Here is a 13,742-nt window from a genome sequence, read left to right on the forward strand (position 1 = left end):
GAGATGTCATGACCCGCAATATTCTCGATGATGCCGACCGCGCGCCGCTTCAGACCCGGCGGACCTTCCTGCTGGGCGCGGGCGTCAGTTTCGGCGCGCTGGCGCTCTGGGGAGGGGCGGCGTCGGCGCAGGTGGCCAAGCAGCGATTCGAGGCCTGGATGGTCGAGTTTCGCGGCCGTGCCCGGGCGAAGGGCATCTCGGATGCGGTTTATGACCGCGTGACCGCCGGGCTCAAGCCCGACACCTCCGTCTACGCCAAAGACGGGGCCCAGCCCGAATTCCGCGAGCAGCTCTGGCAGTATCTGAACCGCCGCATCTCCGACTGGCGGCTGATGACCGGCGTGGCGGCGGCGAAGCAGAACGCCGCGCTGCTCCAGCGGCTGCAGAAGGATTTCGGCGTCGAGCCGGACGTGCTGCTCGGCCTGTGGGGCATGGAGAGCGCCTTTGGCGAACTGGTGACCGATCCCGACCACATGAAGCCGGTCTTCCCCTCGCTGGCGGCGCTGGCCTGGGGCGAGCCGCGCCGGCGCAAATATTGGGAGACCGAGTTCCTCAACGCTCTGGCGGTGGTCCAGCGCGGCTGGGGCGAACCGGACGGGATGCTGGGCTCCTGGGCCGGCGCGATGGGCCATACGCAATGGATGCCGGAAGTCTGGCTCAATCTCGGCATCGACTATGACGGCGACGGCCATCCCTCGCCCTACAGCGTGCCGGACGCGCTGGCAGGCTCCTCGCGCTACCTCATCAAGCGCGGCAGCTACCAGCGCGGCCTGCCCTGGGGCTTCGAGGTGACGATGGCCGGCGTGCCGGAAAAGTATGCCGACGCCAAGGCCTGGCGCACGGTCGAGGACTGGGCGAAGCTCGGCGTGAAGCCGGCGGGGGGAGGGCGCTTTGCGCTCCCCAAGGCGCGGACGCGGCTATGGGCGCCGGTCGGGCCGGATGGCCCGTGCTTCCTGCTGACGCAGAACTTCTACGCCGTGCGCAGCTACAACCCGTCGATGAACTATGCGCTCGCGGTCTGCCATCTCGGCGACCGGGTGCTGGGCGGCGATCCGTTCATCACGCCCTTCCCGGGCGGCGAGCGCCCGCTGACGCTGGCCGAGATCCAGGAGGTGCAGCGCCGCCTGACGCGCGCCGGATTCGACACGGGCGGCGTCGACGGCCGGGTCGGCAACATGACGATGCGCGCGGTCGCGAGTTTCCAACGCAGGATGGGTGTGGCGCCGGACGGCTATGCCAGCCTCGACGTGCTGGCGGCGCTGCGGCAGGGGCGGTAGTCTCCGCCCTTGACCTGCCGGCCTTTTCCGCCTATTCACCCGCCCACGCACGGGGTCGGCAACGGCCCCGTGTGACGTTTCACGCACCCGTGGACCTGTCCGGCGCGTTCGGTCAGGACCTGTCAGCTCCCGCAAGGGAGTAGAGGAGGGGGCGCGATCCAAACCGCAACCTTGCGAAGAGGACCAGCGCATGAGCAAGCGCGTTTCGGCCAAGCACAAGCTTGACCGCCGTATGGGCGAGAATATCTGGGGTCGCCCGAAGAGCCCCATCAACAAGCGTGAATACGGCCCCGGCCAGCACGGCCAGCGCCGCAAGGGCAAGGTTTCCGACTTCGGCGTGCAGCTGCGCGCCAAGCAGAAGCTCAAGGGCTACTACGCCTCGATCGGCGAAAAGCAGTTCCACGCCGTCTACGTTGAAGCCTCGCGCCTCAAGGGCGACACCGGCGCCAACCTGATCGGCCTGCTCGAGCGTCGTCTCGACGCGGTGATCTACCGCGCCAAGTTCGTCCCCACCGTGTTCGCCGCCCGCCAGTTTGTGAGCCACGGCCACATCAAGGTGAACGGCCGCCGCGTCAACATCCCGTCCTACCAGGTGAAGGTCGGCGATGTGATCGAGGTCAAGGAAGCCTCCCGCCAGCTCGTGCTGGTGCTGGAAGCCGTCGCCTCCGGCGAGCGCGACACCCCCGACTATCTCGAGGTCGATCACTCCAAGATGACGGCGAAGTTCGTCCGCATCCCGGAGCTCAACGAGGTGCCCTATCCGGTGGTGATGGAGCCCAACCTCGTGGTCGAGTTCTATTCGCGCTGATCCTTCACCGGATCACGAGAGACGAAAAGCCGCCCGGAAGGGCGGCTTTTTTGTTGGGCGGGCCAGCGGTCGGGGTACGGTGGCCGGCACATGAAAAAGCCGCCCCGGAGGGCGGCTCTGATCTCATGACGCGGGCGGTTCTCGTTCAGGCGGTCGCTTTGCCCATCACGACGACGCCCTTCTCTTCGAGAAGCGTCTGCAGCTCGCCGGACTGGTACATCTCACGCACGATGTCGCAGCCGCCGACGAACTCGCCCTTTACGAAGATCTGCGGGATGGTCGGCCAGGAGGTGTACTCCTTGATGCCGTTGCGCATCTCGTCGGAGTCGAGGACGTTGATGCCCTTATAGTCGACGCCGAGCAGGTTGAAGATGTGGGCGACCTGACCCGAGAAGCCGCACATCGGGAACTGCGGGGTGCCCTTCATGAAGACGACGACGTCGTTGCTCTTCACCTGGCTGTCGATGAAATCGTGAATGCTCATGGCATTGCCCTTTGGCATCGCCCTTGCGGGCATCGCGAATGGTGTGCGGCGCGCAGGCCGCGTTCAGTCCGGTACATTGGTCTGAAGTGCCAGGGCATGCAATATGCCGCCCATCTGGTCCTTCAGCGCCGCATAGACCATCTGATGCTGCTGCACCCGGCTCTTGCCGCGGAAGCTCGGCGAGATGACGGTCGCGGCATAGTGATTGCCGTCGCCCGCCAGATCGCGAATCTCCACCGCGGCGTCCGGCAGCCCTTCCTTGATCAGCCGCTCGATCTCGGCCGCTTCCATTGCCATCAGCTGGGCTCCCTCACATCAGGCCCGCACCCATATAGATGGGCAGCCAGGCCTCGTGCCGCTCACGCAGCGCGTCCACTACAATTGGGCGCTCGCCCGGGATATTCAATCGGTCGCCGCCCGTCGTGCCGAGCTTGGCGATGCTCACGCCGGCGAGTTCGGCGCGGCGCAGCACGAGCGCCTTTGAGCTGTTCTCCACCGTGACGACATAACGGGCCTGGTCCTCGCCGAACCAGAAGGCGAACGGGTTCATCTCGGGCGGCGAGGCGGTGAGGTTGGCGCCGATGCCGGAGGCCAGAGCCATCTCGGCCAGCGCCACCAGCAGTCCACCATCGGAAACGTCGTGCACCGCCGTGACCAGTTCGTCGGCGATCAGCGCACGGACGAGGTCTCCGGTCTTGCGCTCCAGCGCGAGGTCGACCGGCGGCGGGGCGCCGTCCTCACGGTCGAAGATCTCGGACAGGAAGGCCGACTGGCCGAGCCAGCCGGAGGTCGCGCCGATGACGAGGATGGTTTCGCCGCTCGCCTTGAAGTCGAGCGTCGCCATCTTCTGGACGTCCTTGAGAACGCCGACGCCGCCGATGGTCGGGGTCGGCAGGATGCCGCGCCCATTGGTCTCGTTGTAGAGGCTGACATTGCCGGAGACGACCGGGAAGTCGAGTTCCTTGGCCGCCGCGCCGATGCCGCGCAGGCAGCCGACGAGCTGGCCCATGATCTCGGGCTTCTCGGGATTGCCGAAATTGAGGTTGTCGGTCAGCGCCAGCGGGGTGCCGCCGACGGCGGTGATGTTGCGCCAGACTTCGGCCACCGCCTGCTTGCCGCCCTCGAACGGGTCCGCCTCGCAATAACGCGGGGTGACGTCGCAGGCGAGGGCGAGACCCTTGGGGCCGTCCTCGATCCGCACGACCGCCGCGTCGCCGCCGGGGCGCTGCACGGTGTTGTTGAGGATCAGGTGGTCGTACTGTTCCCAGATCCAGCGTTTGGAGGCGAAATCGGGCGAGCCGATCAGCCGCTCCAGCGCGCCGGGAATGGTGGCGGTGATGTCGAGCGAGGCGGGATCGATGCGCGGCTGCTTGGGCGTTTCGACCCACGGCCGGTCATAGAGCGGGGCCTCGTCGCCCAGTTCCTTGATCGGCAGGTCGGCCTTGATCTCGCCCTTGTGCTTCACGATGAAGCGCAGAGTGTCGGTGGTGTGGCCGACGATGGCGAAGTCGAGGCCCCATTTGCGGAAGATCGCCTCGGCCTGTTCTTCCTTGCCCGGCGCAATGACCATGAGCATGCGCTCCTGGCTCTCGGAGAGCATCATCTCGTAGGCGCTCATACCCGTCTCGCGGCAGGGCACGTTGTCGAGGTCGAGCTCGATGCCGAGGCCGCCCTTGGCGCCCATCTCCACCGCCGAGGAGGTGAGGCCGGCCGCGCCCATGTCCTGGATCGCGACGACACAGCCGGCTTCCATGATTTCCAGGCAGGCTTCCAGCAGAAGCTTCTCGGCGAACGGGTCGCCGACCTGCACGGTCGGGCGCTTCTCCTCCGCGTCCTCGCCGAACGAGGCCGAGGCCATGGTGGCGCCGTGGATGCCGTCGCGGCCGGTCTTGGAGCCGAGATAGACCACCGGCAGCCCGACTCCGGTCGCCTTGGCGTAGAAGATCTTGTCGGCTCTCGCGAGGCCGACCGCCATGGCATTGACGAGGCAATTGCCGTCATAGCGGGTGTGGAAGCCGACGAGGCCGCCCACCGTGGGAACGCCGAAGGAATTGCCGTAGCCGCCGATGCCGGCGACGACACCCGCCACCAGATGGCGCGTGCGCGGATGCTTGGGGTCGCCGAAGCGCAGCGCGTTCAGCGCCGCGATCGGACGCGCGCCCATGGTGAAAACGTCGCGCAGGATGCCGCCCACGCCCGTCCCCGCACCCTGATAGGGCTCGATATAGGAGGGGTGGTTGTGGCTCTCCATCTTGAAGACGGCCGCCTGGCCGTCGCCGATGTCGATCACGCCGGCATTCTCGCCCGGCCCCTGGATCACCCACGGCGCCTTGGTCGGCAGGCCGCGCAGGTGCAGGCGCGAGGACTTGTAGGAGCAGTGCTCGTTCCACATGGCGGAGAAGATGCCGAGCTCGGTGAAGGTCGGCTCGCGGCCGATCAGCTTCAGGATGCGCTCATACTCGTCCGGCTTGAGGCCGTGCTCGGCGATGAGTTCGGGAGTGATCTTCGGTTCGGAGGTGGTCATGCGCAGGCCGTCATTCCGTTTCGCGGTCGGGCAGGGCGGAGTAGGGCGAAGCTAGGCCCGCTCCAGCGTTCCGACGATGCTCTCGAACAGGGCGCGCCCGTCGGTCGGGCCGACCAGCGGGTCGACATGGTTCTCGGGGTGCGGCATCAGGCCGAGCACGTTGAGCTTCTCGGAGACGATGCCGGCGATGGAGTTGGCCGCGCCGTTGAGCACCTGCGCGTCGTCGCGCCGCCCGTCCGGCATCACGTAGCGGAACACCACGCGGCCTTCGTCCTCCAGCCGCTTCAGCGTCTCGGCGTCGGCGGTGTAGTTGCCTTCGCCATGCGCCACCGGATAGCGGACGATGGCGCCCTTGGCATAGCGGCGGGTGAAGGGGGTGTCGTTGCGCTCGACCTTGAGCAGCGCCTCGCGGCAGATGAAGCGCAGCCGTGCATTGCGCACCAGCACGCCGGGCAGCAGGCCGCTCTCGCACAGGATCTGGAAGCCGTTGCAGATGCCGAGCACGAGGCCGCCCCTCGCCGCGTGGTCTCGCACCGCGTCCATGATGGCGGCGCGGGCGGCGATGGCGCCGCAGCGCAGATAGTCGCCATAGGAGAAACCACCCGGCAGCACGACGAGATCGGTGCCGGCCGGCAGCGAGGTGTCGGCGTGCCAGACCAGGGCGGGCTTCACGCCAGAGACCTTTTCGAGCGCGCGCGCGACGTCGCCCTCGCGGTTGGAGCCGGGAAAGACAAGGACGGCGGATTTCATGGTCTCAGCCCACGAACTCGATGCGGTAGGTTTCGATCACCGTATTGGCGAGCAGCTTCTCGCAGGCATCCTTCAGCGTCGCCTCGGCCTTGGCCGGGTCGGCGGTTTCGAGCTCGACGTCGAACACCTTGCCCTGGCGCACGCTGCTGACGCCGGGAACGCCGAGCGAGCGCAGGGCGCCCTCGATGGCCTTGCCCTGCGGATCGAGCACGGCGGATTTCAGGGTGACGAGGACGCGCGCCTTCATGGAATCACTCTCGAGGACGTTCTTGCGGAAACAAAAGCGGGAAAAATAGAAACGGGGGCTTTTGCGGCCCCCGCCTATCATCTGGCCGCGAACGGCTCAATGCTTGAATGCGGAATGGCTGACCCGAGGGAACTGCATCCACGGGCCGCCCACTCTCACTCCTCGGGTTCGGACTTCACCAGAACCGGCCCGACGCCCTGCAGCCGCTCGTTCTCGGCCATGATGCCGAGGCGACGGGCGACTTCCGAATAGGCTTCGACCAGCCCGCCGAGATCGCGACGGAAACGGTCCTTGTCGAGCTTGTCGTTGGACTTGATGTCCCACAGACGGCACGAATCCGGACTGATCTCGTCGGCGACGACGATCCGCATCATGTCGTTTTCCCACAGGCGGCCGCATTCCATCTTGAAGTCTACGAGACGGATGCCGACGCCGAGGAAGAGGCCGGAGAGGAAATCGTTCACGCGGATGGCCAGCGCGATGATGTCGTCGATTTCCTGAGTGGTCGCCCAGCCGAACGCCGTGATGTGCTCTTCCGAGACCATCGGGTCGTTGAGCGCATCGTTCTTGTAATAGAATTCGATGATCGAGCGCGGAAGCTGGGTACCTTCCTCGATGCCCAGGCGGGTCGACAGCGAGCCGGCGGCGACGTTGCGCACGACGACTTCCAGCGGGATGATCTCGACCTCGCGGATGAGCTGCTCGCGCATGTTCAGCCGCTTGATGAAATGCGTCGGGACGCCGATGTCGTTCAGCTTCTGGAAAATGTATTCCGAGATGCGGTTGTTCAGCACGCCCTTGCCGTCAATGACGTCGTGCTTCTTGTTGTTGAAGGCAGTGGCGTCGTCCTTGAAGTGCTGAATCAGCGTGCCGGGCTCAGGGCCTTCGTAAAGGACCTTCGCCTTACCTTCGTAAATGCGGCGGCGGCGGCTCATGGGTGGGTACCGTCGGTTGAGGAAGTCCATTAGGGTGCCGGGGCTCCGGTTCCGGGTTCGCGGCTGGGGCGCCGTTTCGCGCGATCCGTTCGCGCTCTCACGATTCGTCTCGCATGGCACCGGCGTCCACGCGCGGACACTAGCCCATCGGGGGAGCGGATACAAACGGCACGGGACGCCACCACGCCGCATGGCTGCCATGTGGGCGCCATGTGCGATCGTGTCCTTTCGGGATATGAAATGATGAGCGTCACATTGACGTAGGGGCCATTGAGGCATCTCGACGGCGTTGATTTGGGGACGGGGGCGGGATAATCAAGCCCGCGCTTTATCGAGACAAAGGGCGATCACATGAGCACGTTCGACAACCGCAAAGACGCGTTCGAGGCCAAGTACGCCCACGACCAGAACCTGCGTTTCAAGGCGCTGGCGCGCCGCAACAAGGCCCTCGGCCTGTGGGCGGCGGAGAAGCTCGGCTTGACGGGCGCCGAGGCACAGGCGTTTGCCAGTTCGATCGTCGAGGCGGACCTCGAAGAGGCCGGCGACGAGGACGTCTTCCGCAAGCTGAAAACCGAATTCGACGCCAAGGGCGTCGATGTCTCCGAGCACCGCATCCGCCGCACGATGGAAGAGTTGCTGATGGCGGCCATCGAGACGCTGAAGAACGAAGGCTGAGGCCTTCCGGGCGCCGTCCCTGGCGCGACCGGCGAATCGACGGTCGCGCGGTAAGGCATGATGGTTGCACCTTGGCAACCATCTTCCGTTCATTTGATTGCGAAGGAACCGTATTCGCGTCATCCCTGATCCTCGCCGTTACCGTCCGTCATGGGCGGCGGTGGCATGGGAGGGACCGATGCGGTTCACGACTTCCTTCGCGTGGGCCACGGGCCTGTTCGTCACGGGTACGCTTGTGGCCGGCATGCCGGCTGCCGTCGCGGGACCGGCGCTGACGACGGCAAGCTCGAACGTGCGCGGCGGCCCGGGCATGGGCTACGAGGTGCTGGGCACGCTGCCGGCGGGTTCGCCGGTCAACGTCGTCGGCTGTTCGGGCAGCTGGTGCCAGACGCAATACGGCTATGTCAGCGCGCGCCTGCTGTCGCAGGGCAGGGCAGCCTATGCGCCGGCCGCCGGCTATGCCGCGTCGGCCTATCCGAGTCCGGGCACCAATTACCGCCAGCCCACGAGCGCGGCGAGCGTCCACACCTATTCGTCCTATCCGGCGGCCACGCCGGCCGGCGCGGCGGCGCTCGGTTATGGCGCCGCGTCGCCCGCCCTTGCCGGGACGACTGCCGTGCCGGCCGAGCGCGATGCCGTGCATCCGGGCACCGACACCACCATGGCCGGCCCGCGCACCACCATCGGCACCACCAATGTGCGCTCCGGTCCGGGCGTCGAGTACGAGGTGACCAAGACGCTGCCGGACTTCACCAAGGTCGAGGTGACGGGCTGCGCGAATGGCTGGTGCCAGACCAATGAGGGCTACATCAGCATCTATCTGCTGTCGCGGGGACCGGTGCAGCAGGTGCTGAACGAGGCGGCGCAGCCGCGCGTGCCCGGTTCGCAGACGCGCGATTCGCTCGCCTGGAACGCCGGCGCGCAGGCCGCCATGGGCTATGGCGCACCCGGCGCCGCGGTGCAGGGCTACGCGCCAGCGACCAGCGCGGCATATCCGGTCGCGAACTATGCCCGCACCGCGCCGCAGCTTGCGCGCAGCTATGCGTCGACACCTGCGGCAGGAACCCTCGGCGCGGCCGGCACGGCGCTGACGACGGCAAGCTCGAACGTGCGCGGCGGCCCGGGCATGGGCTACGAGGTGCTGGGCACGCTGCCGGCGGGTTCGCCGGTCAACGTCGTCGGCTGTTCGGGCAGCTGGTGCCAGACGCAATACGGCTATGTCAGCGCGCGCCTGCTGTCGCAGGGCAGGGCAGCCTATGCGCCGGCCGCCGGCTATGCCGCGTCGGCCTATCCGAGTCCGGGCACCAATTACCGCCAGCCCACGAGCGCGGCGAGCGTCCACACCTATTCGTCCTATCCGGCGGCCACGCCGGCCGGCGCGGCGGCGCTCGGTTATGGCGCCGCGTCGCCCGCCCTTGCCGGGACGACTGCCGTGCCGGCCGAGCGCGATGCCGTGCATCCGGGCACCGACACCACCATGGCCGGCCCGCGCACCACCATCGGCACCACCAATGTGCGCTCCGGTCCGGGCGTCGAGTACGAGGTGACCAAGACGCTGCCGGACTTCACCAAGGTCGAGGTGACGGGCTGCGCGAATGGCTGGTGCCAGACCAATGAGGGCTACATCAGCATCTATCTGCTGTCGCGGGGACCGGTGCAGCAGGTGCTGAACGAGGCGGCGCAGCCGCGCGTGCCCGGTTCGCAGACGCGCGATTCGCTCGCCTGGAACGCCGGCGCGCAGGCCGCCATGGGCTATGGCGCCCCCGGCGCCGCGGTGCGGGGCTACACGCCCGCGACCAGCGCGGCATATCCGGTCGCGGGCGCCAGTGCGCTGGGCTATCCGGCCGCGGCGCGGGCCTATGCTCCGTCCACGACGGTCGGGACCTACGCCACCGCCGGCACGGCGACCACCCGCGCGAGCGTGAATGTCCGCAGCGGACCCGGCGCCACCTTTGACGTGCTCGGGACGCTCCCGGCCGGCTCGCCGGTCGACCTCGTCGGCTGCACCGGAAGCTGGTGTCAGACGCAATATGGCTATGTGAGCGCCCGTCATCTTGACCGGGGCGGGAACCTCGGCGCCGGAGCGAATTACCGCCGGGCCGGTGCGGCGCCGGTTGCGCGCAACTATCCGGTCGGCACCAATATCGGCACGGTGCGCATCTCGCCCTCGCAGGCGCCGCGCTATCTCGGCGCGCCGGGGCGCGGCGCGGCGGTGGATCCGGCGAATGCCGCCGTCGCCACCACGCTCAGCGACCTCAATGTGCGCGGCGGCCCGGGCACGTCCTATGACGTGCTCGGCACGCTGCCGGCGGGTTCGCCGGTGGATATCGTCGAATGCGCCGGGAACTGGTGTCAGACGCAATATGGCTATGTCAGCGCCCGCCATCTCTCGTCCGGTGCCGAGGCGGGCGGGGTGCTGGCGCAGCCGGCCACTGTGCCGGGCGCCGACTATTCCAGCGCCGCCTATGTCGATCCCACCCTCGTCGACACCGCCTCGGCCTATGGGAACGTCGCCGAGGTGCAGGAGATCTATCCGCAGGGCGGCTATGTCACCGCCGCCAGCCTGCCGGTGCAGGATACGCTCGGCGGCATCGAGACCAGCCAAGGGGGCTATGGCCGCGGAATCGGCTGGACCAACTGGCGCACGAGCTGGGGACCCGGCTATTGGGGACCGGCGCTCTATGGCCGCAACGTGCCGTCGAACTGGGGTGCGCGCACCAGCTATTGGGGTGGCCGCACCAGCTACTGGAACGTCCATCCCGGCTATCCGACGCGCGCCTATGTCGGCGACAGGCGCGGCAATTACTACTGGTCGCGCCGGGGCGAGGGTCGGCTGCCGCAATCGGCCAGCTGGTACGGCATGGGACCGCGCTGGCAGGGCCCTTATGCCGAAGGTCCCCGCTACAACGGCCGACCTGTCCTGTGGCAGGCGCGCTCGGGCGTCTGGTGAGCATTACCACGAGTAACTTCGCGTATGTAATGCAACCAATTCCGCCGAACTCGATTGCTATCGAGGATGCTGCTGCCCACCGCGCCCGCCGGGACACAATGCGTGGATGGCGCTCCGATAGGGAGGTTCGAATGAAACTCATGAAAACACTGGCGCTGGCCGCCGGCCTGTTGATCGTCGGCAGCGTGGTGAACGCGGCCTCGGCGGCGGTTGTCACGCGCTCCGTGAACATTCGCAACGGTCCAGGCACGAACTACCGCGTCATCGGCCAGTTGCGGGCCGGTACGCGGGTCGATGTCGGTGGCTGCCGCGGCAATTGGTGCCGCGCGGCTGGTGGTTGGGTGAGTGCGAGCTATCTGGCGGGCGGAAGCTCCACCGTGATGGTGAATCCGAGCTACGAGGTCGCCGACGACGTCGCCCTCGGCGTGGGCGCCTTCGCGCTCGGCGCGGTCGCCGGTTCGGCCTGGGGGCCGGGCTGGGGCGGTTATTACGGTCCAGGCCCCGGCTGGGGCTGGTACCGTCCGGGCTGGCGTCCGGGCCCGTGGGGCCCCGGCTGGCGCGGTCGCCCGGTCTATTGGCGCGGCGCGCCCGGCTGGCGGGGCGGTCCGGGTTGGCGTGGTCGCCCCGGCTGGCGCGGTGGTCCGGGCTGGCGTGGTCGCCCCGGCTGGCGCGGCGGCCCCGGATTCCGTGGTCGCCCGGTCTATTTCCGCGGCGGTGGCTTCGGCCGCGGCTTCGGCGGTCGCCGTTTCTGACACCTTTAGGGTTAGGCCGGAGCTCAGCTCCGGCCGAACACCCGCCTGAAGATCGTGTCGACGTGCTTGAGGTGGTAGCCGAGATCGAACTTCTCGGCGATTTCCTCGGCCGACAGATATTTGCGGACCTCGGCGTCGTTGGTCAGCAGGGTCTGGAAGTCGCCTTCGCCGCGCCACACTGGCATGGCGTTGCGCTGCACGAGGCGATAGGCGTCCTCGCGCTGCGCACCCTTCTGGGTCAGCGCCAGCAGCACGCGCTGCGAATGCACGAGGCCGCCGAGGCGGTCCAGATTCTTCTGCATGTTCTCGGGGTAGACGACGAGCTTCTCGACCACACCGGCGAGCCGGTTCAGCGCGAAGTCGAGCGTCACCGTCGCGTCGGGGCCGATCATGCGCTCGACGGATGAGTGGGAGATATCCCGCTCGTGCCAGAGCGCCACATTCTCCAGCGCCGGCGTGACCATGCCGCGCACGAGGCGGGCGAGGCCGGTGATGTTCTCGGTCAGCACCGGGTTGCGCTTGTGCGGCATCGCCGACGAGCCCTTCTGGCCGGCCGAGAAGAACTCCTCGACTTCCAGCACCTCGGTGCGCTGCAGATGGCGGATCTCGGTGGCGACGCGCTCCATCGACGAGGCGACGACGCCGAGCGTGGCGAAATAGGCGGCGTGGCGGTCGCGCGGGATCACCTGCGTCGACACCGGCTCGACCTTCAGCCCCATCCTGGCGGCGACATACTCTTCCACCCGCGGGTCGATCTGCGCGAAAGTGCCGACCGCGCCGGAAATGGCGCAGGTCGCGACTTCCTCGCGCGCGGCGACGAGGCGGGCACGGTTGCGCTGGAACTCGGCATAGGCCTGGGCGAGCTTCAGCCCGAAGGTGGTCGGCTCGGCATGGATGCCGTGCGAACGGCCGATGGTCGGGGTCAACTTGTGCTCGAACGCGCGGGTCTCCAGCGCCGCGAGCAGCCGGTCGACATCCTTGATGAGCAGGTCGGCTGCACGCACGAGCTGCACCGAAAGGCAGGTGTCGAGCACGTCCGACGAGGTCATGCCCTGATGGACGAAGCGGGCCTCGGGTCCGACGATCTCGGCGAGATGGGTCAGGAAAGCGATGACGTCGTGCTTCACCTCAGCTTCGATCTCGTCGATGCGGGCGACGTCGAAGGTGGCATCCTTCGCCTTTTCCCAGATCTTCGCCGCGGCTTCCTTCGGCACCACGCCGAGTTCGGCCAGCGCGTCGGTGGCGTACGCCTCGATCTCGAACCAGATGCGGAAGCGGGTCTGAGGCTCCCAGATGGAAGCCATTTCGGGACGGGTATAGCGCGGGATCACGGGCGGCTCTTTCGGATGGAGGCTGACGGGCGCGCTCTAGCAGATAGGCGGGTGCGGGACAAATCCCGCGCGTCTCAGCCGGTCGCGGGAAAGCCGAGCCGCTCGAACCTCAGGCCGTCGATGTCCTGATGGCAGATGCAGTGGAACTGTCGCGCAATGTCCTCGACCAGACGGGCGCGCGTCACGCGAGATCCGGCGATGGTGCGCTCCATCCAGGCATCCGGCACGCTGAGGACCATGCCCGCTTCCAGGCGGCACAGGATTTTCCGGAGTTCTTCTCCGTTCACGGCGGTCTCCATCGTTCCCTCGCTCCCGATCTAGACCAGTTCGCCGCGCTCGCGCGCAGCGGCGTCGCGGATTGCCGCGATGTTGCCGGCATAGGCCCCCGCGCCGTCCTTGAACACGGCGGAACCGGCGACCAGCGCGTTGGCGCCGGCGGCGATGCAGGCCGCCGCCGTCTCCCGGGTGACGCCGCCATCGATCTCGATGTCGATCGGCCGCCCGCCGACCATGGCGGAGAGCCGGCGCACCTTGTCCATGACCGAGGGAATGAAGGCCTGGCCGCCGAAGCCGGGGTTCACCGTCATCACGATGATGACGTCGACCAAGTCGAGCACGTTCTCCACCGCGCTTGCCGGGGTGGCGGGATTGATAGCGACGCCCGCCTTCTTGCCCAGCGCGCGGATCGCCTGCAGCGAGCGGTGCAGATGCGGCCCGGCCTCGGCATGGACGGTGATGTGATCGGCGCCGGCCTTGGCGAAGGCTTCGAGATAGGGATCGGCCGGCGCGATCATCAGATGCACGTCGAACGGCTTGGAGCAGAGCGGGCGGATCGCCTTCACCACATCCGGGCCGAAGGAGATGTTGGGCACGAAATGCCCGTCCATGACGTCGATATGGATCCAGTCCGCCCCGGCCGCGTCGACCGCGCGCACTTCCTCGCCGAAGCGGGCGAAGTCGCAGGCCAGGATGGAGGGGGAGATGATCAGCGGACGGGTGGTCATGGAAA

At 67.6% G+C, this 13,742-nt stretch carries 14 protein-coding genes; 5 read left to right on the top strand and 9 right to left on the bottom strand.

Annotation, left to right across the window (positions count from 1 at the left end; all coding sequences use genetic code 11):
* The first annotated feature begins 8 nt into the window (after window positions 1–8).
* Together AC1PZ7_RS11680 and rpsD are read left to right on the top strand one after the other, a co-directional pair.
* Window positions 9–1,277: a lytic murein transglycosylase gene (locus AC1PZ7_RS11680; RefSeq protein WP_482355398.1), complete on the top strand. Its 1,269-nt coding sequence runs from the start codon at window positions 9–11 to the stop codon at window positions 1,275–1,277.
* A gap of 190 nt (window positions 1,278–1,467) precedes the next feature.
* The gene (gene rpsD / locus AC1PZ7_RS11685; protein ID WP_482355399.1) at window positions 1,468–2,085 is read left to right on the top strand and encodes a 30S ribosomal protein S4; all 618 of its coding nucleotides are present in this window, start codon (window positions 1,468–1,470) and stop codon (window positions 2,083–2,085) included.
* A gap of 145 nt (window positions 2,086–2,230) precedes the next feature.
* Here rpsD and grxD read toward each other — a convergent pair whose 3' ends face one another.
* From grxD to purC, 6 genes are all read right to left on the bottom strand, one after another.
* The gene (gene grxD / locus AC1PZ7_RS11690; protein WP_482355400.1) at window positions 2,231–2,569 is read right to left on the bottom strand and encodes a Grx4 family monothiol glutaredoxin; all 339 of its coding nucleotides are present in this window, start codon (window positions 2,567–2,569) and stop codon (window positions 2,231–2,233) included.
* A 63-nt stretch (window positions 2,570–2,632) separates the two neighbouring features.
* Window positions 2,633–2,866, bottom strand: a complete 234-nt coding sequence (locus AC1PZ7_RS11695; protein WP_482355401.1) for a BolA family protein — start codon at window positions 2,864–2,866, stop codon at window positions 2,633–2,635.
* 13 nt (window positions 2,867–2,879) lie between these two features.
* Window positions 2,880–5,093 (bottom strand): phosphoribosylformylglycinamidine synthase subunit PurL, encoded by a 2,214-nt coding sequence (gene purL / locus AC1PZ7_RS11700; protein ID WP_482355402.1) that lies wholly within the window; start codon window positions 5,091–5,093, stop codon window positions 2,880–2,882.
* A gap of 51 nt (window positions 5,094–5,144) precedes the next feature.
* Window positions 5,145–5,843 (bottom strand): phosphoribosylformylglycinamidine synthase subunit PurQ, encoded by a 699-nt coding sequence (gene purQ, locus AC1PZ7_RS11705; RefSeq protein WP_482355403.1) that lies wholly within the window; start codon window positions 5,841–5,843, stop codon window positions 5,145–5,147.
* 4 nt (window positions 5,844–5,847) lie between these two features.
* The gene (purS, locus tag AC1PZ7_RS11710) at window positions 5,848–6,090 is read right to left on the bottom strand and encodes a phosphoribosylformylglycinamidine synthase subunit PurS (protein ID WP_482355404.1); all 243 of its coding nucleotides are present in this window, start codon (window positions 6,088–6,090) and stop codon (window positions 5,848–5,850) included.
* A 155-nt stretch (window positions 6,091–6,245) separates the two neighbouring features.
* A complete protein-coding gene (purC, locus tag AC1PZ7_RS11715) occupies window positions 6,246–7,055 on the bottom strand; it encodes a phosphoribosylaminoimidazolesuccinocarboxamide synthase (RefSeq protein WP_482355405.1) in 810 nt (269 codons plus the stop codon).
* Window positions 7,056–7,376: 321 nt separating this feature from the next.
* On the opposite strand from purC, the gene AC1PZ7_RS11720 reads away from it, so the two are divergent.
* The 3 genes from AC1PZ7_RS11720 (at window position 7,377) to AC1PZ7_RS11730 (ending at window position 11,402) form a co-directional block, all read left to right on the top strand.
* A complete protein-coding gene (locus tag AC1PZ7_RS11720; protein WP_482355406.1) occupies window positions 7,377–7,700 on the top strand; it encodes a DUF1476 domain-containing protein in 324 nt (107 codons plus the stop codon).
* Between the two features lie 178 nt (window positions 7,701–7,878).
* Complete coding sequence (locus AC1PZ7_RS11725; RefSeq protein WP_482355407.1) at window positions 7,879–10,650, top strand: SH3 domain-containing protein; 2,772 nt, start codon at window positions 7,879–7,881, stop codon at window positions 10,648–10,650.
* Window positions 10,651–10,781: 131 nt separating this feature from the next.
* A complete protein-coding gene (locus tag AC1PZ7_RS11730; protein WP_482355408.1) occupies window positions 10,782–11,402 on the top strand; it encodes an SH3 domain-containing protein in 621 nt (206 codons plus the stop codon).
* A gap of 23 nt (window positions 11,403–11,425) precedes the next feature.
* On the opposite strand, the gene purB is transcribed toward AC1PZ7_RS11730, so the two are convergent.
* From purB to rpe, 3 genes are all read right to left on the bottom strand, one after another.
* On the bottom strand, window positions 11,426–12,733 hold the full coding sequence (gene purB, locus AC1PZ7_RS11735) for an adenylosuccinate lyase (protein ID WP_482355409.1): 1,308 nt from the start codon (window positions 12,731–12,733) through the stop codon (window positions 11,426–11,428).
* A 74-nt stretch (window positions 12,734–12,807) separates the two neighbouring features.
* The gene (locus AC1PZ7_RS11740) at window positions 12,808–13,032 is read right to left on the bottom strand and encodes a hypothetical protein (protein ID WP_482355410.1); all 225 of its coding nucleotides are present in this window, start codon (window positions 13,030–13,032) and stop codon (window positions 12,808–12,810) included.
* Between the two features lie 18 nt (window positions 13,033–13,050).
* Complete coding sequence (gene rpe / locus AC1PZ7_RS11745) at window positions 13,051–13,737, bottom strand: ribulose-phosphate 3-epimerase (protein WP_482355411.1); 687 nt, start codon at window positions 13,735–13,737, stop codon at window positions 13,051–13,053.
* Window positions 13,738–13,742 lie beyond the last annotated feature (5 nt).

The sequence above is a fragment of the Ancylobacter sp. TW_SC_1 genome, from assembly GCF_056836805.1.